20 protein-coding genes are annotated in these 23013 nt (G+C 55.7%); 14 read left to right on the forward strand and 6 right to left on the reverse strand.

Annotated elements, in window-relative coordinates:
* Positions 1–37 precede the first annotated feature (37 nt).
* A complete protein-coding gene (yegS, locus tag ELY38_RS17485; protein ID WP_127063446.1) occupies positions 38–997 on the forward strand; it encodes a lipid kinase YegS in 960 nt (319 codons plus the stop codon).
* Between the two features lie 44 nt (positions 998–1041).
* Entirely contained in the window at positions 1042–1815 is a 774-nt protein-coding gene (locus ELY38_RS17490; protein ID WP_127063447.1) for a hypothetical protein, read from the forward strand.
* Between the two features lie 61 nt (positions 1816–1876).
* Here the strand turns inward: ELY38_RS17490 and ELY38_RS17495 are convergent, their stop codons facing one another.
* Positions 1877–2080 carry a cold-shock protein gene (locus tag ELY38_RS17495; protein WP_007114660.1) on the reverse strand — a complete coding sequence of 68 codons (204 nt, stop codon included), beginning with the start codon at positions 2078–2080 and terminating at the stop codon, positions 1877–1879.
* 136 nt (positions 2081–2216) lie between these two features.
* On the opposite strand from ELY38_RS17495, the gene ELY38_RS17500 reads away from it, so the two are divergent.
* On the forward strand, positions 2217–2873 hold the full coding sequence (locus ELY38_RS17500; protein ID WP_127063448.1) for a LysE family translocator: 657 nt from the start codon (positions 2217–2219) through the stop codon (positions 2871–2873).
* Between the two features lie 32 nt (positions 2874–2905).
* On the opposite strand, the gene ELY38_RS17505 is transcribed toward ELY38_RS17500, so the two are convergent.
* The gene (locus ELY38_RS17505; RefSeq protein ID WP_127063449.1) at positions 2906–4855 is read right to left on the reverse strand and encodes a transglycosylase SLT domain-containing protein; all 1950 of its coding nucleotides are present in this window, start codon (positions 4853–4855) and stop codon (positions 2906–2908) included.
* A 100-nt stretch (positions 4856–4955) separates the two neighbouring features.
* Here ELY38_RS17505 and ELY38_RS17510 point away from each other — a divergent pair, with 100 nt between their 5' ends.
* From ELY38_RS17510 to sixA, 4 genes are all read left to right on the forward strand, one after another.
* The gene (locus ELY38_RS17510; protein WP_127063450.1) at positions 4956–5303 is read left to right on the forward strand and encodes a YkvA family protein; all 348 of its coding nucleotides are present in this window, start codon (positions 4956–4958) and stop codon (positions 5301–5303) included.
* Positions 5304–5401: 98 nt separating this feature from the next.
* Positions 5402–7306: a molecular chaperone HtpG gene (htpG, locus tag ELY38_RS17515; RefSeq protein WP_127063451.1), complete on the forward strand. Its 1905-nt coding sequence runs from the start codon at positions 5402–5404 to the stop codon at positions 7304–7306.
* A 101-nt stretch (positions 7307–7407) separates the two neighbouring features.
* Positions 7408–8475, forward strand: a complete 1068-nt coding sequence (locus ELY38_RS17520; protein ID WP_127063452.1) for an NAD(P)H-dependent glycerol-3-phosphate dehydrogenase — start codon at positions 7408–7410, stop codon at positions 8473–8475.
* The gene (gene sixA, locus ELY38_RS17525) at positions 8468–8947 is read left to right on the forward strand and encodes a phosphohistidine phosphatase SixA (protein WP_127063453.1); all 480 of its coding nucleotides are present in this window, start codon (positions 8468–8470) and stop codon (positions 8945–8947) included. Before ELY38_RS17520 ends, sixA begins: the two co-directional genes overlap by 8 nt.
* A gap of 71 nt (positions 8948–9018) precedes the next feature.
* On the opposite strand, the gene gatB is transcribed toward sixA, so the two are convergent.
* From gatB to gatC, 3 genes are all read right to left on the reverse strand, one after another.
* On the reverse strand, positions 9019–10473 hold the full coding sequence (gatB, locus tag ELY38_RS17530) for an Asp-tRNA(Asn)/Glu-tRNA(Gln) amidotransferase subunit GatB (RefSeq protein ID WP_127063454.1): 1455 nt from the start codon (positions 10471–10473) through the stop codon (positions 9019–9021).
* The gene (gatA, locus tag ELY38_RS17535) at positions 10473–11933 is read right to left on the reverse strand and encodes an Asp-tRNA(Asn)/Glu-tRNA(Gln) amidotransferase subunit GatA (RefSeq protein WP_127063455.1); all 1461 of its coding nucleotides are present in this window, start codon (positions 11931–11933) and stop codon (positions 10473–10475) included. The genes gatB and gatA overlap by 1 nt, the downstream gene beginning before the upstream one ends.
* An 80-nt stretch (positions 11934–12013) precedes the next feature.
* A complete protein-coding gene (gene gatC, locus ELY38_RS17540; RefSeq protein WP_127063456.1) occupies positions 12014–12301 on the reverse strand; it encodes an Asp-tRNA(Asn)/Glu-tRNA(Gln) amidotransferase subunit GatC in 288 nt (95 codons plus the stop codon).
* Positions 12302–12533: 232 nt separating this feature from the next.
* Between gatC and ELY38_RS17545 the strand changes: the two genes are divergently transcribed.
* From ELY38_RS17545 to tldD, 7 genes are read left to right on the forward strand one after another with little or no spacing between them, the layout of a single operon-like run.
* Entirely contained in the window at positions 12534–13571 is a 1038-nt protein-coding gene (locus ELY38_RS17545; protein WP_018915723.1) for a rod shape-determining protein, read from the forward strand.
* A 24-nt stretch (positions 13572–13595) separates the two neighbouring features.
* Positions 13596–14537 (forward strand): rod shape-determining protein MreC, encoded by a 942-nt coding sequence (mreC, locus tag ELY38_RS17550; RefSeq protein WP_127063457.1) that lies wholly within the window; start codon positions 13596–13598, stop codon positions 14535–14537.
* The gene (gene mreD, locus ELY38_RS17555; RefSeq protein ID WP_127063458.1) at positions 14537–15025 is read left to right on the forward strand and encodes a rod shape-determining protein MreD; all 489 of its coding nucleotides are present in this window, start codon (positions 14537–14539) and stop codon (positions 15023–15025) included. The genes mreC and mreD overlap by 1 nt, the downstream gene beginning before the upstream one ends.
* Before the next feature lie 2 nt (positions 15026–15027).
* A complete protein-coding gene (locus tag ELY38_RS17560) occupies positions 15028–15633 on the forward strand; it encodes a Maf family protein (RefSeq protein WP_127063542.1) in 606 nt (201 codons plus the stop codon).
* 59 nt (positions 15634–15692) lie between these two features.
* Positions 15693–17156: a ribonuclease G gene (rng, locus tag ELY38_RS17565; protein WP_127063459.1), complete on the forward strand. Its 1464-nt coding sequence runs from the start codon at positions 15693–15695 to the stop codon at positions 17154–17156.
* Between the two features lie 4 nt (positions 17157–17160).
* A complete protein-coding gene (locus ELY38_RS17570) occupies positions 17161–21018 on the forward strand; it encodes a YhdP family phospholipid transporter (protein ID WP_127063460.1) in 3858 nt (1285 codons plus the stop codon).
* Positions 21015–22466: a metalloprotease TldD gene (gene tldD, locus ELY38_RS17575; protein WP_127063461.1), complete on the forward strand. Its 1452-nt coding sequence runs from the start codon at positions 21015–21017 to the stop codon at positions 22464–22466. The genes ELY38_RS17570 and tldD overlap by 4 nt, the downstream gene beginning before the upstream one ends.
* Positions 22467–22470: 4 nt before the next feature.
* Here the strand turns inward: tldD and yjgA are convergent, their stop codons facing one another.
* On the reverse strand, positions 22471–22992 hold the full coding sequence (gene yjgA, locus ELY38_RS17580) for a ribosome biogenesis factor YjgA (protein ID WP_127063462.1): 522 nt from the start codon (positions 22990–22992) through the stop codon (positions 22471–22473).
* Positions 22993–23013 lie beyond the last annotated feature (21 nt).

The following is a 23013-nucleotide window of genomic DNA, read 5'->3' on the forward strand; positions in this document are numbered from 1 at the left end:
GCAACACCAGCCATTCAACCATGAAAGGGATAACTTGGTGACAGACTCACAGCAGCGGTTTTTACTTATTATAAATGGTAAATCTGCCGGCAATCCGGAATTGCGCGAAGCCGTTGAGGAGCAGCGAAAGGCAGGGATGCTGATTACCGTGCGCTCAACATGGGAAGGTGGCGATGCCGCTCTCTTTGCCGAGGAGGCGGCTGATGCGGGTATTACGCATGTGATTGCCTGCGGTGGGGATGGTACGGTCAACGAAGTGGTAAACGGGCTGATGCGCGTTGCCTATGACAGGCGCCCAGCGCTGGGCATTGTTCCACTGGGTAGCGCCAATGACTTTGCGACCTCGACAGGGCTACCGCTAGAGCCAGGCCCTGCGCTGGCTGAGGCAATGACATTAACGTCTTACCCGATTGATGTGGTGCGTGTCACGGCCGAGGGCAATGATAAAAGCTCGACCCAGTACTACGTCAACATGACTACCGGCGGGTTTGGTGCTGAAATTACATCTTCGACCCCCAAAACGCTTAAACGCATGCTCGGAGGAGGTGCATACTCCGTCATGGGCGCGCTGAAAGCCTGGAGGCATCGCAGTTATCGCGGCACATTGCACTGGGGAGGTCAGGAGCAAAACGCTTCCTTGCTTTTGTTGGCGCTAGGCAATGGGCGACAATCCGGGGGCGGCCAGGTGCTTGCGCCCCGGGCAAAGCTCGATGATGGCCGTTTGGATGTACTGCTGGTCAAGGATTTCAGTTCAGTGAAAGAGTTGCCCACGCTGATTAACGAGTTGCAGAGCTTCCCAGCTGATGGTGAGTATGTGCGCTATTTTACGACAAACAAATTTACCGTCACGACCCAGCGCGACGATCCTGCCTGGCCATTAACACTGGATGGCGAAGCGTGTCAGTATGACCGTTTTTGTGCCGAAGTAGTGCCATTGGCTCTACGTGTATTATTACCAGAAGGCTGTGCGCTGCTATCGACCAACGATCGTCATTAGTTATGCGAAGTCTTTGAAGAGAGTTGTTTAAGGAGAAGGAGCTAATGATTAGTCGTTTATGGATGCCTGCTATTGCCACACTGGCACTGTTACTTAGTGCCTGTGGGGATTCTCAGGAAGAGGCTAGCCTGGCGCCTGATGAGCCCTCATCGGTAGCCGAAGATGAGGTGGTTCAAGAACAAGAGGCGCCGGCAGCTGCTGAAAATGCAGCACAAATGCCAAGTCCTGAAGAAGTGGAAGATGACGTTGAGGCGCGCCAGGCGGCTGAAGAGCTTGAGCGTGCTGAAGCCCTGCGTGGTGACATGGAAAGCGAAGTATCCGCTCCCGAAGCGTCAGTAGGTGAAGAAGTTGAAGCCGATGAATCAACCCTGGCTGCCGACCCGGATGACGTTTTGGAAGAGGGCGGCGCCATGCCGGGTGAAGCGACTCGCTCTGATGTAGACCAGATGATCGAGGAAACGGAGCAGCGCTTTCAGGAGGCGCAGCGACGCCTAGAAGAACAGTTCCAAGAGGTCGAGCAGCAGGGCGCCACCCAGGAGTCTTTTGACGAGGAAACGTTCTCCACGGAGTGGGAGGTGCAGAGCAGCCTGCCTGATAACTCACGCCTTGACGATAATCTGGAAGCTACGGATGTTGATGCGCTGCTTGAGGATACCGAGCGCCGTTTTGAAGAAGCACAACAGCGTCTGGAAGAGCAATTTAAAGAGATTGAGCGAGAGCATAACGATAGTCACAGCCGTGGGGCTATTCTAAATGAAGGCGCAGACGTAGAAACCAGTGAATCAACTGAAGCCGATGAAACGGCGCCTAATCAATAGAAATGGATAAGCGTGCAATAAAAAGGCCCGCCAGAGCGGGCCTTGCTACATTCGGCAATGCTTAGGCAGGGCGAATGTTGGAAGCCTGAAGGCCCTTTTTACCCTGAGTCACTTCAAAGCTGACTTTTTGACCATCCTGCAGGGTCTTGAAACCTTCAGCTTGAATTTCGGAGAAGTGGGCAAACAGATCGTCTCCGCCGTCATCGGGAGAGATGAAGCCGAAGCCTTTCGTGTCGTTGAACCACTTAACAGTACCAGTTGCCATTATGCGTTTCCTTAACTTGCTTATAATGTTCAAGCAAACAACCGTTGTGCTTGCCCGCTAAAACACTTTAGATGTAAAAAAAAGGATCGTCCAGTGATGATCTAAAGTTTCTTTGACCCCGTTTGAGTGCGCTTTTATGACGCTAATAAGTTTAGTGGACTCGCAGTTTGTGGCCTTTCTGATTGCGATTACGCTTTTATCAATTACGCCTGGCGTGGATACACTGCTGGTCATTCGCAACACCGCGCGGGGAGGTATTAGCGATGGTGTCATCACCAGTATTGCCATCTGCTGTGGCCTGTTTGTGCATGCCACCATCTCGGCGTTGGGCATTTCACTGATTCTGCTTCAGTCTGCCTGGGCCTTTCATCTCCTGAAGCTTGCTGGGGCGGGGTACCTGGTATGGTTGGGTATAACGAGCTTGCTTGCCGCGCGGCGTGGTCAGCCGCTGCCCGTTAAAAGCATGACGGGTGTGGCGAACGCTGTTCCGCTTTGGCAGCCGGTTAAAGAGGGATTGCTTTCCAATGTACTCAACCCCAAGACTATTGTGTTCTACATGGCGTTTTTGCCACAATTCATCGCCCCCGATGACCCGGCACTTTTGAAGTCGCTCTGGCTTGCGGGCGTGCATTTCGTGATCGCTAATATCTGGCAAATTGGGGTGGTACTAATGATTGGCAGTGCTGGCAAGTGGCTTGCCAGCCTGCGCTTTGCGCAAGTCTTGAATGCGGCTACGGGTGCGGTTCTGGTGGCGTTGGGTCTTCGCCTGGCCATGGAACAGCGCCCGGTATAGCCGGGCGCTGGCAAGGAGTAGAGAGACGTGTGTTAACGGCGGGCTAAGAGAGCACGGTCATAGCGTACTTGCTGCTCGTTTTCACTGAGTAGCGAGACGCCCTCGCTGCTGCCGCCGTTGGCAAGGCTTTCAAAAATGACCCGGTAGCTAAGCACCGCCTGCACATAATCCCGCGTTTCTCGGAAGGGAATACTCTCCACAAACAGGTCGAACGACTCCATTCCGCTGCCTAACCACTGATCAACGCGCCCCGGCCCTGCGTTATAGGCAGCCGCTGCGGCTAAACGATTCCCCTGATAGCGATTCAACTTGTCACGCAGATAGGTGCTGCCCAGGCGGATATTAAGCTCAGGTTCCAGAATGCCGTACGGGCCAGGGTCGGCAATACCCAACTGGCGGCTGACCAGACTTGCAGTCCCAGGCATTAGTTGCATCAAGCCACGCGCCCCTGCAGGTGAAAGAGCTACTGGGTTGTAGGCGCTTTCGCGGCGCGTAATTGCCATCAAGAGGTAAGGATCTACACCGGTCTGACGGCCCCAGTGCATAAAGCTGTCCCGGTACGCCTGCGGGAACCGCCAGTCAAGGGCATCCCACATACCGCCTGCAATGGTGGTTTGTACCAGGCGTGCGTGCCACTGTTGGTGATCGGCATAATCAGCCAGCGCCCGGGCCTGCTGAGGTGAGCTATTCTGTACGGCATACAGCCATTCGCTATTGGCAAGTCCGTCTTCACCAATACGTAGCAAGGCTTCCGTGCGCTGGACGACGGGAAGCTGAGCCGTGTACTCACGGGATGCTTCATCAAAATGGTTGCGCTCAAGATTCAGCTGGTAGGGCTGGCCTATTTTTTCAGCGGCCGCAAACCCATAGAAACTGCGGTCGGTTGCGGCCTGACGGTAGCGGGCCGTGGCGGCTTCCTGGTTGCCCAGCTGTTCATTGGCGCGGGCCAACCAGTACTGCCAGCGGCTGTTGCCCTGCTGATCGGCGGGCATTTCTGCAATCCAGTGTATTACATCCTGCCAGCGGCGTTCGGCCAGCGCACGGCGCACGCGAAGTTCCAGTACACGCTCGCTTTCAAGCGAAGGAAGAACGTGGTCCACCCAGCCTAGCGCACCCGGCACATCGCGTACCAGCGCATAAAACGCCAGCTCTTCTTCGATTTGCTGCTGGTCACTGGGTCGCAGGTTCAAGCGCGGGTTCATGGTTTGCCAGGCTGCCAGGGCTGCGGGTGTGTCTTCCCGTGTAAAGCGCTGCATGGCCGCTTTATAGAAGCTTGCGGTTGCCGCACACTCAGGCCCGAGGCAAGCAGGGGCTGATACAATCGCCTGGGTGTGGCTATCAACGTTTTCAGCCGTTTCAATGGCGGTTTGCCACTGATCGCTGAGCTGCTCGCTCAGATACGTTGATAAACGGCTTTCACCAGCCTGCCAGGCGAGCATCTTGCGCTCCCAAATGGCCGTTTCATCAATAGTTCCGTTAGCGCGCAGGCGGTTAAAAAGCGGGTCGCAGGCATCTGGTTGGGAGCTGCCCTGAAGCCATAACTCAAGTCCGGCTTCCGCGGCCACCTGAGGCTGTGAATCCATTAGGGCGGCATAGTAGTAGCATTGTCGAGAGGTGCCAGCAGGTTCGCCATCCGCTACCAAGAGCAAATCACTGTAGCGGCCTGCATTGCCGTATTTGGCAATGGCTTGGCCACGTAGCCACTCAGAAAGCGGCGAGTCGCTATGCTGGCTGACAAAATGTTGTACCTGCCCAGGCGATAAGTTGGGCAACTGATTGCGTAGCCGATGATATTCAACGTAACCACTTAAGATATGGCCTTCAATGGCGCGCTCGTCTATGCGATTCCACTGTTGTTGACGAGCCGCTTCTAGCGCGTCGCGCATGGCGGTATCGGAAACGGCCCACGATGTTGTAGGCAAGCCCACCAGAAGAGCTGCACATAGAGCACGAAAAGGGGATCGAAATGGCGATGCCTGCATAACACTCTCTCTTGATTGCTAGCGGGTTAACAGCCGCTATAGTGAACTAAATGGTCAAATGATGTTCAGACAATCGTGACACTTGGAGGATTCAATTACGATGGCTCGATTATCCGCTTTGTGGTTATTTCGTCGACTTAAATCTCGCGTGTGGGCGATTAAACGTATTGGCCGTGCGTTGACGCTGTTTGTGCCCATGACACGCGATGTTATCAGCGGCCGTTTTCGTCCCGTGCCCTGGTCCGCCTTTGGCATGATGGCACTGGCACTCGCTTATCTTGTCATGCCGTTTGATTTAATCCCGGATTTTCTCCTGCTTATAGGCCTTGTTGATGACGTCATTATTGTTGGCTGGCTTTTAAATCGTATTGACCAGCGCTTGGCGGATTACCACGCCTGGAAGCAAGGCAATATCGATATTGCTTCTTCTGCGCATTCAGCTTCTTGAAATCTCTTCGCTTATCCCCATATTCAGTTCACACATTTTTCGCTCCTGCTCATAAAACAGGAGCATTAAGCACAACGTGATTGATGAGGGCTAGGCGTATGACGACTGCGACCCACGAAGAAACTTTAGGCTTTCAAACAGAAGTTAAACAACTTCTTAATCTGATGATTCACTCCCTGTATTCGAACCGGGAGATTTTCTTACGCGAGCTTATCTCCAACGCTGCTGACGCCTGTGACAAATTACGCTATGCAGCGCTGGATAACGATGCCCTGTACGAAGGCGATAGCGAGCTGCGCGTTGAAATTGAACACGACAAAGAAGCCAATACCATTACGTTGCGCGACAACGGTATTGGCATGAACCGTGAAGACGTCATCGCGAACCTAGGTACTATTGCACGCTCGGGCACTGCGGAGTTTCTCAAGCAAATGTCGGGCGAGCAGCAGAAGGATGCCAAGCTGATCGGTCAGTTTGGTGTGGGCTTCTACTCAGGATTCATTGTCGCTGATGAAGTTGCCGTGCGTACCCGTAAAGCCGGCACACAAGCATCCGAGGGCGTGGAGTGGCGTTCCAAGGGTGAGGGCGAGTTTACCGTTGCTGATATTGAGCGTGAGATTCACGGCACCGAAATTATCCTTTACTTGAAAGAAGACGCCAAGGAATTTGCCGACGATTACCGTCTGCAAAGCCTGGTGCGCAAGTACTCCGATCATATTGAAGTACCCGTACGCATGCCCAAGACGGAAACTGCCAAGGATGATGAAGGTAACGACATCGAAGGCAGTGAAGTGACCACTTGGGAGACCGTTAACGAAGCCACTGCGCTCTGGGCACGTCCTAAAAGCGAGGTTTCAGACGACGAGTACAAGGCGTTCTACAAGCACGTTGCCCACGACTTCAGCGACCCGCTGGCCTGGAGCCATAACAAGGTAGAAGGCAAGCTTGAATACACCAGCCTGCTTTATGTGCCGGGTCGTGCGCCGTTTGACATGTATGAACGCGACGGTGCTCGTGGCGTTAAGCTTTATGTCCAGCGTGTGTTCATTATGGACGACGCTGAGCAGTTCCTGCCGCTTTACCTGCGTTTTATCAAGGGCGTGTTGGATACCCGTGATCTGTCACTCAACGTTTCTCGCGAGCTTTTACAGCAGGACCCGCAGGTCGACAAGATCAAAGGCGCGCTGACCAAGCGTGCGCTGGACATGCTGAAGAAGCTTTCCAAAGACAGCGAACAGTACCAGACGTTCTGGAACACCTTCGGTAGCGTGTTGAAAGAAGGGCCTGGGGAAGACTTCGCCAACCGCGAAAAAGTGGCTGGGCTGCTGCGCTTTGCGTCTACCCATACCGATACGGCCACGCAAGACCAGTCGCTTGCCGATTACGTCGAGCGCATGAAGGAAGGCCAGAAGAAAATCTACTACGTGGTCGCCGACAGCTTTAACGCGGCCAAGAATAGCCCGCACCTGGAGATCTTCCGCAAGAAAGGCATCGAAGTGCTGCTGCTGTCTGACCGTATTGATGAATGGCTGATGAGCCACCTCACCGAGTTTGACGGCAAGTCGTTTGCGGACGTGGCAAAAGGCGAGCTGGACCTTGGCGACGTGGAAGATGAAGCCGAGAAAAAGGCCCAGGAAGAGACCGCTAAGGCCAAGGAAGATTTAGTCAAGCGCGTAAAAGAAGCACTCAATGACGGTGTGCAGGAGGTCAAGGTTACCCATCGCTTAACCGACTCCCCGGCCTGTGTCGTGTTACCTGAACACGAAATGGGTTACCAGATGCGCCGCATCATGGAAGCCGCCGGGCAGAAGATGCCTGAGGTAAAGCCGATCCTTGAGCTTAACCCGGAGCACCCGCTGGTTGCGCGTTTGGAAGGCGCCGAAGGTGAGCTGTTTACCCATCTTGCGCATATTCTGCTTGATCAGGCGATTATCGCTGAAGGGGGCCACCTGGATGACCCAGCCGCCTATGTGAAGCGTCTGAATAGTGTACTGACGGCGTAAGCGCAGCCGCTTGACATATAACGGCCCGTTTGGATTCCCAGACGGGCCGTTTGTTTTGATAAAGTAGCCAGACTTTCTTGCAAGACTCTTAGGACATCCCTATGGCTGAGCAGCAAATCAAGGTCGCGGTGCTGGGCGGCGGCAGTTTTGGCACTGCCCTGGCAAGCATCGCCGCGGATAACGGCGCTGACGTGCGTCAATGGATGCGTGATGAGGCGCTGGTCGCACAGATCAATCAGGAGCACCGTAACGGCCGCTACCTGCCGCACTATGCCATCAACTCCGCTGTCCAGGCCTCAACTGATCTACAGGAAGTGTTGGATGACGCGGAGCTAGTGCTGATCGCGATACCTTCTAAGGCTTTTCGAAGCGTGGTGCAGGCGGCCAAGCCCTGGCTTAAGCCCAGCCAGATTCTGGTAAGCACCACCAAGGGAATCGAACAGGACAGCTTTTTTTTGATGAGTCAGGTGCTGGAGCAGGAAACCGGATTTACCCATATTGGGGTGATTGCAGGTCCTAACCTGGCCTCTGAAATAGCGGATAAACAGCTAACGGCAACCGTCATTGCCAGCGCCGATGCGCTCACCCGCACGCGTATCCAGCAGGCGTTGGGCTGCCGCTATTTTCGTGTTTACGCCAGCAACGACCGCCACGGGGTAGAGCTTGGCGGCGCGCTAAAAAATATTTACGCCATTGCGGCAGGCATGGCCGCTGCCTTAGGCATGGGAGAAAATACTCGCAGCATGCTGATGACCCGGGCGCTGGCGGAAATGAGCCGCTTTGCTGTGGCCCAAGGCGCCAACCCTATGACATTTTTGGGGCTGGCGGGCGTAGGCGATTTGATCGTCACCTGCTCGTCCAACCTTTCGCGCAATTACCGTGTGGGGCATGCTATGGGTGAAGGGCGTAGCCTGGATGAGGCCGTTTCCGCGTTGGGGCAAGTGGCGGAAGGGGTTAATACGGTCAAGCTTGTGTGTGCCAAGGCTCAAGAAATGGGCGTTTATATGCCCCTGGCCGAAGGGCTTTATCATGTGCTGTTTGACGGCGTACCGGCTCAGGACATGGCGCGCACACTGATGATGGGTGAGCAGAGCAGCGATGTAGAATTCATTCTGCCCCGTGAATCAGTGCAACAAGCGCACCTGGAAAATAGAGGCTGGCATGAATAACCTCCTGATCATGCGTCACGGTGAGGCCGTACCTGGGTTCCCGGATAACCAGCGGCTGTTGACCACTCGCGGTGAGCGCGAAGTGGCTGCCATGGCGCGCTGGCTAGCTGCACGTATGGAAAAAGGCGAGGCTCGGCCCATCCTTTATGCAAGCCCCTATGCCCGCGCTCAACAAACCGCTGAGCTGGTCGCCAAGACGCTGGGTTGCTCGCTTGAAACGCTTGAGTTTATTACCCCTGAGGACGACCCGGCAGCAGTCGCCGAGTGGCTGTTAACCCAGCCGGAAGGCGCGCCCATCATGCTGGTTAGCCATATGCCGTTAGTGGGTAACCTGACAGGGTTGTTGGTAGAGGGCAGGCCGGAGCAGGGAATAGGATTTGCCACCGCCGCCATTGCCGAGCTGGAGGCGGATATATGGGCCGCCGGCTGTGCCCGGTTAAAGCGCTTTACCCAGCCCAGTCAACTGGTCTAATTTCATACAGGCGATTCATGGAAACGGCGGCTCAAAGGCCGCCGCTTTTTATACCAGCCAACAACTTGCGCTTAGAGCAACGCGTCGAGCTTGGCTTTCAGTACGCCGTTAACCTGTTGCGGGTTAGCGGTTCCCCGTGAGGCTTTCATGACCTGGCCCACAAAGTAGCCAATCATCTTGCCGCGCTTGTCCGGCTCTGCATCGCGGTACTGTGCCACCTGGGCCGGGCTTTCGGCGATGGCCTGATCAATCATCGCTTCAATGGCACCGGTATCAGTTACCTGCTTGAGGCCTTTAGTTTCAATGATCTCGTCGGCATTTTCGCCCTGGCCGTTCCACAGCGCCTGGAAGACCTGCTTTGCCGCCTTGCCGTTGATAGTGTCATCCAGCACCCGGCTTAACAGCTCACCCAGCTGACGCGCCGAGATGGGGCTGTTGGTGATGCTCAGATTCTCGCGGTTAAGAGCGCCGGAAAGCTCGCCCTGTACCCAGTTGGCGGCCTGTTTAGCATCGCCACATACGTGATGCACTTCCTCGAAGAACTCGGCCATTTCGCGGCTTGCTGACAGTACGCTGGCATCGTAAGCGGAAAGGCCCAGCTCGCTCTGGAAGCGCTCACGTTTATCAGCAGGAAGTTCAGGCAGCTGGCTGCGCAGGTGGTCAAGATACGCCTCATCAAGAACCACGGGCAGCAGGTCCGGGCAGGGGAAGTAACGATAGTCGTTGGCTTCTTCCTTTGTGCGCATGCTCCGGGTTTCATCGCGCTCCGGGTCAAACAGGCGCGTCTCCTGAACCACCGTACCGCCATCTTCAATCAGCTCGATTTGACGCTCAACTTCAAAGGCAATGGCGCGCTCGACAAAACGGAACGAGTTAACGTTCTTGATTTCAGCTCGAGTGCCAAACGCTTCCTGCCCTTTGGGGCGCACTGAGACGTTGACGTCGCAGCGCATGGAGCCTTCGGCCATATTGCCATCTGAAATACCCAGATAGGTAACGATCGAGTGGATCGCCTTGAGGTACGCGGCCGCTTCCTTGGCATTACGCATATCCGGCTCGGAAACGATTTCAAGAAGCGGCGTGCCTGCGCGGTTCAGGTCGATGCCGGTCATGCCCATGAAATCTTCGTGCAGCGACTTGCCAGCGTCTTCTTCCAGGTGAGCGTGGTGGATACGAATGCGCTTGCTGGTGCCATCTTCAAGCGTAATTTCCACCTCGCCTGGGCCGACGATGGGATGATACATCTGGCTGGTTTGATAGCCCTTGGGCAGGTCCGCGTAGAAGTAGTTCTTACGGTCAAATACCGATACTTCTGCAATATCGGAATGAACCGCCAAGCCAAACTGCACGGCCATGGCCACGGCCTGCTCGTTGAGTACGGGCAATGTGCCAGGAAGGCCTAAATCAACGGCACACGCCTGGGTGTTGGGCTCTGCACCAAACGCGGTGGAGGCGCCGGAAAAAATCTTGGAGCGGGTCGCGAGCTGAACGTGGACTTCAAGCCCAATTACGGTTTCCCATTGCATTAGGCGTTCTCCTCGGCGATGGCGGGAAGTTGAAGATGCCAGTCCGTTGCTTGCTGATACTGATGCGCCACATTAAGAAGCTGCGCTTCGGCAAAGTGAGTGCCCAGAATCTGCAGCCCGATCGGGCGGCCGCCTGCTAAGCCAGCCGGTACGCTGATGCCGGGGATGCCCGCCAGGTTGACGGCGATGGTATAGATATCTTGCAGATACATGGATACGGGGTCTTTTTTTGCGCCCAGGTCAAAAGCGGGCGTAGGCGCCGCCGGGCCCATCAGTACGTCAACCTCTTCAAAAGCGTCGAGGAAGTCCTGGCGAATCAGGCGGCGTACTTTTTGCGCCTTGGTGTAGTAGGCATCAAAAAAGCCTTCCGAAAGCGTATGCGTGCCAATCAGAATACGCCGTTTGACCTCCTCACCGAAACCTTCTGCACGGCTGCGCTTATAAAGATCCATCAGATCGACCGGGTCCTGACAGCGATGACCAAAGCGCACGCCGTCGAACCGTGACAGATTGGAGGATGCCTCGGCCGGCGCAATGACGTAGTAGGCCGGAATCGCGTAGTGAGTGTGTGGCAGGCTCACTTCGCGCACGGTCGCGCCCATGGACTCATACACTTTCACCGCATCGCGTACGGATTTTTCCACTTCAGGCGCTAGCCCGTCGCCAAAATACTCTTTTGGCAGGCCAATTTTCAAACCCGAGAGGGGCGCGTTCAGGCTTTCCGTGTAATCTGGCACGCCACGGGCAACGCTAGTGGAGTCGCGCACATCGTGTCCGGCAATCACGTTCATGAGATGCGCGCAGTCTTCGGCGCTGCGCGCCATGGGGCCTGCCTGGTCAAGGCTTGAGGCGTAGGCAATCATACCGTAACGCGAAACGCGCCCGTAGGTAGGCTTCAAACCGGTAATACCGCAAAACGCGGCCGGCTGACGGATCGAGCCGCCCGTGTCGGTACCCATGGCAGCAGGGGCCAGGCCAGCGGCCACTGCCGCAGCACTGCCGCCGGAGCTGCCGCCTGGTACCGCTTTCAGGTCCCAAGGATTTTTAACCGCGCCGTAATGGCTGTTTTCATTGGAGGAGCCCATGGCGAACTCATCCATATTGGTCTTACCCAGGCTGATGGTGCCCGCTGCACTCAGCTTTTCCACTACCGTAGCATTGTAAGGGGCGATGAAGTTATCCAGCATTTTGGAGCCGCAGCTGGTTTTTACATCGCGGGTACAAAAAATATCTTTCAGGGCGAGCGGGATGCCGGTAAGTAAGCCGGTATCTCCGGCCGCGCGCGCTTTATCGGCCGCTTCTGCCTGATTAAGTGCCTGCTCGCCGGTCACGGTAATAAAACTATTGAGCGTGCCGTCGGCTTTCTCAATTTTTCGCAAATAGTGCGAGGTCAGCTCGCGGCTGGAAAACTCGCCACTTTTTAGGGAGGCCGCAAGTTGCGTTAAGGTTTTATCATGCATAACCCAAATGCTCCGATTGGGAACGAAAGAAAAATATGAAAACAGCGGCTTGGAAACCCTGGGAATGTTTGTTGAACCTGTTATTCAACAACGCGGGGAACCAGATACAAGCCGTTTTCCACAGCCGGAGCACAGCGCTGAAACGTATCGCGCTGGTTGGTTTCCGTTACTTCGTCTGCACGCAGACGCTGGGTGGCGTCCAAAGGATGGGCGAGCGGTGAAACGCCTTCTGTATCAATGCTTTGGAGCTGATCGACCATGTCCAGAATGCGGCTTAGATCGTCTACAAAGCCTCTGGCTTGGTCATCGCTGACGGCGAGTCGGGCCAGGTGCGCTGCCCGGCGCACATGAGATTCTTCAAGCGCCATGATCGAAATTTCCTCGCTAAAACGTGATGGAACATATCCCGCATTGTGCGGTATACAGTCAGTCATCGAAAAAAACGTCTTATGTATCAGACGTGGAAAATAGCCGCAAAAGGTACCACATTTTGGCCTCCACGGGCAGTATTCAGAGCGACTCGTGCTTGCTGCCAGGGGGTTGCGGTGATACCGTTTGCATCCGCACAGGGTTCCCGGTCTGCACTAGGTAACAACATCCATGTTCAAACGTTTGAGGGGGCTGTTTTCCAGCGATCTGTCGATCGATCTGGGTACGGCCAATACACTGATTTATGTACGCGGTCGTGGCATCGTGCTTGATGAACCGTCCGTAGTCGCCATCCGTCAATCCGGCAATATGCGTAGCGTGGCATCGGTAGGTGCTGACGCTAAGCGCATGCTGGGGCGCACGCCTGGCAATATTACTGCCATCCGACCGATGAAGGATGGCGTGATTGCCGACTTTACCGTCACCGAGCAGATGCTTCAGCACTTTATCCGTAAGGTGCATCAGAGTACGTTTTTGACGCCGAGTCCGCGCGTGCTGGTATGCGTACCTTGCATGTCCACCCAGGTAGAGCGTCGCGCTATTCGTGAATCTGCCGAAGGCGCTGGTGCCCGTGAAGTATTTCTGATTGAAGAGCCTATGGCAGCTGCCATTGGCGCAGGACTGCCGGTTGAAGAAGCGCAGGGTTCAATGGTGGTCGATATCGGTGGTGGTACCACTGAAATTGCCATTATTTCGCTCAACGGCGTAGTTTATTCAGAATCGATCCGCGTAGGCGGTGACCGTTTTGATGAGGCGATCACCGCGTACGTGCGACGCCACTACGGCAGTTTGATTGGCGAGGCGACCGCCGAGCGAATCAAGGAAGAGATCGGCTGCGCCTATCCAGGCGGCGAACTGCGCGAAATTGATGTGCGCGGGCGTAATCTGGCCGAGGGGATTCCACGTAGCTTTACGCTGAATTCGCACGAAATTCTGGAAGCTCTGCAGGAAACACTGGGTTCAATTGTTGCTGCCGTTAAAAGTGCACTTGAGCAGTCCCCCCCAGAGCTTGCTTCCGATATCGCGGAGCGCGGCTTGGTGCTGACAGGTGGCGGCGCACTATTACGCGACCTGGACAAGCTGATTGCCGAAGAGACGGGCTTGCCGGTTATTGTAGCTGAAGACCCGCTTACCTGCGTGGCACGAGGCGGTGGCAAAGCACTTGAAATGATTGATCAGCACACGTTTGAGCTGCTCTCAAGCGACTAATTTGTAGCGGTTTATCGCGGGGGATTGCCTATTAAACCGCTATTTTCACACGGGTCGCTGCCGGGCTACCGGTTGTTTTTCTGCGTGCTGGCGGCAAGTGCACTAATGTTTGTCGACCACCGGTTTACACGCATGGAAGACGTGCGCGCTCAAATGACAATGGTTGTTGCGCCTATTCAATGGGTCGTTAGCGTGCCTAGCGATCTGTTGAATTGGGGAGCACTCGCGCTGTCTGACCAACAGGCGCTGGTCGATGAAAACCGTCGACTGCGCGAACAAATTCTTACGCTGTCTCATCGTGGGCAGCGCATGGCGAACCTGACCGCTGAAAATGCCGAGCTGCGTGATTTGCTGAAAGCAGCTGAACGGCGCCAGATTCCTTACATTACCGCTGAACTGCTCTCTCTGGATAATGACCCGTTTAGCCATCAAATGGTGGTCGACCGTGGGCATCGTAACGGGGCGTATGTGGGGCAACCGGTAATTGATGCATCAGGCCTGGTGGGACAGGTAACCGCCGTGTCAGCGTACTCCAGTCGTGTACTGCTGCTCGCCGATGCAAGTCACGCCCTTCCCGTACAGGTTAACCGTAACGGCCTGCGCTTTATTGTGCAGGGCGCCGGACGTTATGGCAGCGTTAACGTGCTGCACGTGCCTGACACGGCAGATATCAGGGAAGGCGATCTGCTAACCACATCCGGTCTTGCCGGGCGCTTCCCTCCGGGCTATCCCGTGGCCCGGGTGACTGAGGTCTATCACGACCCCGGGCAGCCGTTTGCGCGGGTAACGGCCGAACCTACTGCCCAGCTCCAGCGTGCCCGTCATTTCCTGCTGCTATTTCCGCCGCCGCGTGAAGAAGTGGACGACTCTATCTGGGATGAGTCCATGGCCATTTCAGCAAAAGCGATGCACGCCGCCCAGCGGCTCGCCCCGGTAGAGCCACCTGACGCTGAGGAGGATCGCTGATGGCCCGTGTTCCCGTAATACCGCTGGTAGTGGTGTGGTTTAGCCTGGTTTTGGCGCTCTGCCTGCAAGTAATGCCTCTGGCTGAAGGGTGGCAGGTATTTCGTCCGGAATGGATCGGACTAATGCTGATTTACTGGTGCATGCGTGCGCCTGATCGCGTGGGCGTCTTTCATGCCTTTGTGCTCGGGGTATTGCTGGATTTGATAGAGGGTACATCGCTTGGGCAGCATGCACTGACTCTGTCGCTGTTAGCCTTTCTGTGTGCCTTGGTGTACCCGCGTTTTCGAGCCTACTCGCTTGTCCAACAATCGGTGCTGGTACTGGTACTGCTTGGCTTGGTACAGCTGGTCGAGCAGTGGCTGCGCACGTTAACTGGCGAGTTTTCGATACACCTCTCCTTTTTGATACCGTCATTAATCAGCGCTTTTTTATGGCCGTGGCTGGCGACCATGTTTAAAGCGCTGGAAAGACGCTTGCTTGGGTCTTGATGATGGAAAACGGCTCTTTACCCGTGCTTTGCCTGGCGTCAGCATCACCCCGGCGGCGAGATTTACTGGCTTCTATTGGTGTTACGGCCAGTATCCTGCCAAGCCATGTCGATGAAACACCGACGCCGGGCGAAGCGGCCAGCGCCTATGTAGAGCGTCTGGCGGTTGCTAAGGCAACCGCCGCCATGTCCAAAACGTCGTTACCCACACTGGGGTCTGATACCGCGGTAGTGGTAGATGGCGCTATATTAGGTAAGCCCGCTGATGCGCAAGAGGGGGCAGCCATGTTGAAACGTCTTTCCGGCAGGGCGCATCAAGTAATGACCGCAGTTGCCGTGACCGGGCCGCAAGGTGTGCTGTGCAGCATTGTGACAACTGATGTCATAATGCGTGAGATCTCCGCGCAGGAAATCGCTGACTATTGGCTGACTGGCGAGCCTGAGGATAAGGCGGGCGGGTACGCAATTCAGGGGCTGGCCGCCATTTTTGTAAAAGAGATCAAGGGAAGCCACTCCGCTGTGGTTGGCCTGCCGCTTTATGAAACGGCGCAGTTACTGCAACAACAGGGGGTGCCTATCTGGATGGGGCACTATTGCTCGCACACCTAGTCGACGTCTCACTGCCTGCATGAGCGGCGTGGAATACGTGAACCAAGAAGGAATTTTGCATGAGCGGTGAAGTCCTCATCAATTTGACGCCAATGGAAACCCGCGTTGCGCTCGTCGAAAATGGCGTTTTACAAGAGGCGCTTATTGAGCGTTCTCGGCGGCGTGGAATTGTAGGCAATATCTACAAAGGCAGAGTGGTTCGCGTGTTGCCTGGTATGCAGGCTGCCTTTGTTGATATTGGCCTTGAACGCGCTGCGTTCATACACGCCCACGAGGTCATGCCTTCGGGTACGCCAAGTGATGAGCAGCAAACCATTGGGCAGCTGCTTCACGAGGGGCAGTCGCTGGTGGTTCAGGTCACCAAGGATCCAATCGGTACTAAAGGGGCGCGTCTTACCACTCATCTTTCGATTCCTTCACGCTACCTGGTATATATGCCGGACTCACCGCATCATGGTGTGTCACAGCGTATTGAAGATGAGGGGGAGCGCGAGCGTCTGAAAACGCTGCTGGATAGCAGTATTGCCGAGCAAACTCTCGAGGTTAGCGGTGGGTTTATTGTGCGTACGGCAGCAGAGGGCGTTGGCGATGAGGAGCTTGCTGGCGATATGCACTTTTTGCTGCGCATATGGCGCAAGGTGGCTGAGCGGAAAATAACCGCCGCGCCGCCCAGTGTCATCTATGATGATCTGCCGCTTTTCATGCGCACCCTGCGAGATGTCATGCGTGACGATATCGAAAAAGTACGTATCGATTCTCGCGAAAACTTCATCAAGCTGGTCGAGTTTGCCGAAGAGTTCATGCCCTACGCGGTAGATAGAATCGAGTATTATCCTGGCGAGCGGCCCATCTTTGATCTTTACAGTGTTGAAGATGAAATCCAGAAGGCACTAGGGCGTAAAGTCCAACTTAAGTCAGGCGGGTACCTGGTGATTGATCCCACCGAAGCGATGACCACCATCGATGTTAATACCGGTGGCTATGTCGGACATCGCAATCTTGAAGAGACCATTTTCAAGACCAATCTGGAGGCGGCCACCGCCATCGCCCGTCAGCTACGGTTACGCAACCTTGGTGGTATCATCATTATCGATTTTATCGATATGATTGAAGTGGAGCATCAGCGCCAAGTGCTGCGTGTGCTTGAGAAAGCCTTGGAGCGTGATCACGCCAAAACCAAGTGTACCGGCGTTACCGAGCTTGGCCTGGTGCAGCTGACTCGCAAACGAACCCGTGAGAGCCTTGAACAAACGCTTTGCGAAGCGTGTTCCACCTGCGGCGGGCGCGGAACGCTGAAAACGCCTGAAACCGTCTGCTATGAGATTTTTCGCGAGATACTGCGTGAAGAGCGCGCCTATAGCCCGGAAACCTATATGGTACTTGCTTCTCAGCCGGTGGTTGACCGGCTTCTTGATGAAGAGTCGGCCGCCGTGGCTGACCTGGAAACGTTTATCAATAAAACCATTCGTTTTCAGGTAGAGCAGCACTACTCGCAAGAGCAGTACGATATTGTGTTGATGTAACCCCATGATCATCCGCTCGCTGACACGTTGGGGCTTTCTTCTGCTGGCCTGTATTCTGGGCTTCCTTGCCGTTGCTACTCTGCTTTTAAGACTTGTGTGTAGCCAGGTAGATGCGTTCACGCCGAGGATTGAGGCTTGGCTGGAAGAGCAGGTGGGCGTGCCGGTACAGATTGAAGTTCTTTCGCTATCTATGGCGCGTAGTGAGCTTATCCTCGAACTTGAAGGCCTTACGGCTGACATGCCGGACGGGCAGCGGCTATTTTCACTGGACCAGGCCGAGCTTCGTCTGGATGTACTGGCTTCCTTAGGTAACTTCCTGCCCATTTTCAGCGATGTCAGGTTACACCAAACCGAATTTCACCTATACCAGGGGCCAGAAGGCGAATGGCAGTGGCCGGATCCTGCTCGCTTGCCGCTTTATATGGCCCCTGAGCCTGAGGTCGACCTGGCAAGCATTGACGCCTGGACGGAATGGTTGCTGCGCCAGCGTATCTGGATCGATGATACCCGGCTCGTACTGCATGGCCAACAGGACAATGTAACACTCTATGCTAAAACGCTGCTGCTAACCGGGAATGAGCAGGGCGCTTATCTACAAGGGGCGGTGAATGTTCTTGAGGCGCGCCCTGAGCAGGAAGAGACAGTGTTGCCAGCGGCCCAGCTGTTGGCAGAAATGCAACCTGGGCGCCGCGGTTTCGAGGATTTTTCGGCCACCTTGAAACTCGAAATGCAGTTTGATCAGTTGCTCAAGCTGGCTGACATGTTTCGTCCGGAACACGTTCCTTTTCTGGAGCAAGCCGGCGGCAATGCCCGGCTATGGGGACGCTGGTATGGGGGCAAGCTTCAGGAGTCGCGGCTGGCCGTTGACGTTCCTCAATTAGTGCTGCGCCAAGACATCCAGTACGCGGTGCTGCGCAATATTGAAGCGCACGGGGAGTGGCAGCGCGATGGTGAAGGTGGCGAGGCTTGGCTGAGTGGCGATGCGCAAAGCGTCGAGTGGGCAGAGCCTGAAGGTACGGTTGAAGGACCCGCTTTGCCGCGTCACTGGTATCTTTCCCACCAGCCCGGGCGATGGGAGGTGCGTACCAGTGCGTTTGAACTGGCCTCACTCACGGCCTGGCGTGACTATATCTTTCTTCCTGAATCGGTTACTCGCGTATTGCAGACGCTGGCACCTCGTGGGCGGGTGCGAGGGCTACGTCTAGGCCAGCATGAAGGCCGTTGGGGAGTGGATGCTGCCTTAACCGATGTTGAGGTCTCGCCCTGGGAGCAGGCGCCGGGCGGCGGGCCACTGGATGCCTGGGTGCAAGCAAGGGATTTTCGCGGTCGAGTAACGTTCAGCAGTGCAGGCGATAGCACGCTCTATTTTCCTGATCTGTTCACGGCGCCCATGCAGCTCCAGCAGGCAGAAGGGGTCGTGGAGTGGGTCTACGATGGTCCCAGAACGATGATAAGTGGCCGCCAGCTCAATGTGGCTTGGGATGGTGCTCAGGTAAGTGGCGGCTTTGGGCTAATTGCAAGCGACTATACGGGCCATTTTGGGCTGGATATCGACTTTGTTAATGTGGATGCATTGGAGCGGCCCTTGGCGCAGTGGCTGCCTCTGAAGGCGTTTGATGAAGAGCTGCGTACCTGGTTACTTGATGACATTGGCGGCCAGGTCCCCAACGGCTCATTAAAGCTCAGCATGCCGCTTGGCGATGGTGTTACAGCTGATGACATATCGGCAACGCTGGCGCTGGCAATTACCCAGGGGCACCTGCCAATTGCACCAGGTTGGCCACGGCTTGAAGAGGTAGAGGGGCGCCTGAAATGGCAAAATAAGGTACTCGAGGCGCAGATTGATCATGCGCAAAGCCATGGGGTTACGGCTTCCCAGGGTGAATTGGTCATGCAGGATGAAACACTTAACGTGGCAGGCGACCTGCATAGCGATGGGGATTCGTTAATTGCATTTCTGCAGGCGATGCCGGATATCGATATGAGTCTTCTTGATAATCTGCAGGCGGAAGGTCAGGTGAAAGGCGCTCTCAACCTGTCACTACCTCTGGAGGCGCCTGAAGCGCTGCAGCTGGAAATCAATGCGACTCCAGATTTCACACGCATCGTTTATACGCCGCTGGATCTTGCCTTGCAAGCCGTCAAAGGACAGCTGACCTGGCAACAGTACGCTGACAGCATGGCGCTGATAGGCGAGGTCGACGGCCGGTTATTGGGGGGCGCGATCAACGCAAAAATGCATACCCAGCGCGAAGGAGTTGCTTTAAAGGGTCAGGCTCAGATCGCTTCCCTGTTGCCCCTGGCAGGCATATCGGCTGCCCAAGGTAGTCAGGTGCTTGATGGGGAGCTGCAGTGGCAGGGGCGATTGACACTTGAGCCCACGTCTTCCTTATCTCTGGAAAGCCGCTTGCTGGGTGTGAGGAGCCACTTGCCTGAACCGTTTGCCAAAGCGGTCGGACAGCCATGGCCCTGGACGCTTAACGCCAATTTTGAAAATGGCCAGGTGGAAAGCCGTCTGGCAGATATTGCCCACTTGCGCCTGCTTAATCGCCCACAGGCGTTGGCTGGCAGCCTACGGTTGGCAGGGGCTGAAGTAAGTTCGCCTGAATGGCCTTCACAGCCTGGGTTTAATATTGAAGCAGGCCTGCCGCGTATTGATCCAATGGCGTGGCAGCAGGCCCTAGGCCCTCTATTTACTGGCGAAGCAGGCGTGCAAGAAGGCGCGAAGGAGGGGCATGCGCCGCTGAATATTACGCTTAATACGGATTGCCTTGTCTATCAGCAAACGTGTGCTGGCGCGCTAGGGCTTGATGGTAGTGTGCACAACGGAGCAACGAGCGCTACCGTGCAGGGTGATCTGGTAACCGGGCGTTTCCAGTATCAGCCTGAATCCCGCTATCCGCTGGATATTGCCATAGAGCAGTTGGCATTGGATCAGTTATTGGCACTATCTAGTACTGATAATGGCGAAGAAGCCGCTTTACCTGATTCATGGCTACATGAAGTAAATACGCACCAGGCGGCGCCAGCGGCGATTCCCGATTGGCTTGCCAACGTGCCCGATGGGCGCCTAAGGCTTGCAGAAATAGGCATGGGCGCGCGTCGTCTTGGTCCGTTGTCGGCCTATTGGCAAACAGATGAGCAGCGTTTTTCGTTGTCGCCGGTTGGGCTTACCTTGGGTCAACTCTCCGCGCGTGGTGAACTCTATTGGGAAGGCGATGCCTCACATAGTCGTACCCGCGCGAATATCTCGGTTCAAGGTGGAGATGTGGGTACTGCGCTTGAGCGCTTGGACCAGCCGGTCGCATTACGCAGTCGCCAGACCGATGCGTCTGCCAAATTGAGCTGGGCAGGTGCGCCCTGGCAGTTTGATTTGAGCCAGGCTGAGGGTGAGATTGGTGTTGATGTCCGCGATGGGCGTTTTGTCACGCTGGAATCGGCGCCGGTACGTCTGGTAGGGTTACTAAATTTCGACAATATTCTACGCCGCCTGCGCCTGGATTTTTCCGATATGACAGGCCAGGGAACTGCCTATGACAGGGTCTATGGTTCGGCGGATGTCGCTAATGGCCAGCTTACCCTGCGTGGCCCATTGCAAATTGAAGCGCCTGCCGCCAATTTGACCTTAACGGGCAGCGTTGACCTGCTTCGTCAAGAGTTGGATCAGCGCCTTGGTGTCGTGCTGCCTGTCACGCAAAGCCTGCCCATTGCAGCCGTGGCGGTAGGCGCGCCTATCGTAGGCGGTGCACTGTTTATTGCCGATCAGCTATTTGGTGATGCGCTGGATCGTGCAACGACTATCCATTATCGCGTGCGAGGTCCTTGGACGTCGCCGCAGGTTACCTTAGAAGGCCCCCAATGACCGCACATAAAAGCGATATAGAATCCGCTGTTTCCATCCTGCTCACGCCGGGTGGCCTGGATCTTGATGGTCTGGATAAAGGCCTGGAGTACGCTATGGGCGTCGGCGTAGATTACGCCGACCTCTATTTCCAGCGGACGTGGCAGGAAGGCTGGGTACTGGAAGATGGCGAAGTAAAAGAGGCCAGCTACAACATTGATGGTGGTGTCGGCGTACGTGCCCTTGCCGGTGAAAAAACCGGCTTTGCCTACTCCAACCAGATTAGTGCCGATGCATTGATGGATACTGGAAGAACGGCTTCGGGGATCGTGCGTAGCGGTAAGCGTCTGCTGAGCCAAGCGGTTCAGCCCGTTGCTGCGGCGTCATTTTATGCCGGTATAGATCCTCTGGCAGGCCTGAGTGCTGAAGAGAAGGTCGCCATGCTGAAGGATGCCGACCGAGCGGCCCGCGCCGCCGACCCAAGCGTTACGCAAGTCAGTGCATCGCTTTCCGGCACCTATGAAGTGGTCCTGGTGCGCGCAAGCGATGGGACGCTGGCGGCAGATATTCGCCCGTTAGTGCGCTTTAACGTCAGCGTTATCGCCGTCAAAAACGGCCGTCGTGAGCGTGGCGGTGCCGGCGGTGGCGGGCGCTACTCCATGGCCAGGCTGCGCGATGAAGGGGTCGCCGAGCGTTACGCCAAGGAAGCCGTGCGTCAGGCCTTAGTGAATCTGGAGGCCGTTGATGCGCCTGCCGGGCAAATGCCGGTAGTGCTTGCCTCGGGCTGGCCGGGCATCCTGCTTCATGAAGCGGTTGGTCATGGACTTGAAGGTGACTTTAACCGTAAAGGCAGCTCCGCATTTGCCGGGCGTATGGGGCAGCGGGTGGCGGCTAAAGGGGTTACCGTGGTGGATGATGCCACGATTGCCGATGGACGCGGTTCGCTCAGTATCGATGATGAAGGCACACCTGGCCAGAATACGCCGTTGATTGAAGACGGCATTCTTACCGGCTATATGCAGGACAAGCTGAATGCGCGGCTAATGAATATGGCGCCCACCGGTAATGCGCGCCGTGAATCCTTTGCTCACCTGCCCATGCCGCGTATGACCAACACGGTAATGCTGGCAGGACAGGATGAGCCGGAAGATATTATTAAAAGCGTCAAGCGCGGCATTTACGCGGTAAGCTTTGGCGGCGGTCAGGTAGATATCACCTCGGGCAAGTTCGTGTTCTCCGCCAGCGAAGCGTATCTAATCGAAGATGGACGTATTACAGCGCCTGTAAAAGGCGCCACGCTGATTGGTAACGGCCCCGAGGCAATGGGGCGCGTTTCCATGATTGGTCATGATATGGCACTCGATACCGGCGTGGGCGTATGTGGTAAAGAGGGCCAGGGTGTACCGGTAGGTGTGGGTCAGCCCACGCTGAAACTGGATGAGCTGACCGTGGGCGGTACGCAGTCCTAAGGTATTAGAGTGCCAGCGTTTCGCGCAAATGTTTGAACAGCTTGCGCGAGCTGGTGGGCGGCTTGCCCTGGTCGCGCTCGCGCTGGGCATTGCGTATTAGCTGGCGCAGTGCTTGGCGGTCGGCATCGGGGTATTCCGCCATAAACAGGTCAACGGCAGGATCGCCTTCTTCCACGAGCCGGTCCCGCCATTTTTCAAGCCGATGAAAGGCGTGATCGCGCTGCTCTTTTTCCTGCTCGATGGCGTCAAAAACGCCTTGTATGGCGGCCAGGTCCTCCTTGCGGATCAGCTTGCCGACATACTGCATATGACGGCGGCGCCCTTCATGGGAGCGGATGCGAGACGTTTCTTCAATGGCACGCAGCATATCGTCGGAGAGAGGAAAGCGGGCGCGCTCGGCAGGCCGCATGGCGATTAATGTTTCGCCAAGAGCCTGAAGTGCATGCATTTCGCGTTTGAGCTGCGATTTACTGGGCCGCTCTTCAGGTTCCTGAGTATCAAAGGGCTCGGGGCGTTGCTTCGGCATAATAGGACTCACTGACTAAAT

This window comes from Vreelandella nanhaiensis, assembly GCF_003990185.1.
GTDB lineage: Bacteria > Pseudomonadota > Gammaproteobacteria > Pseudomonadales > Halomonadaceae > Vreelandella > Vreelandella nanhaiensis.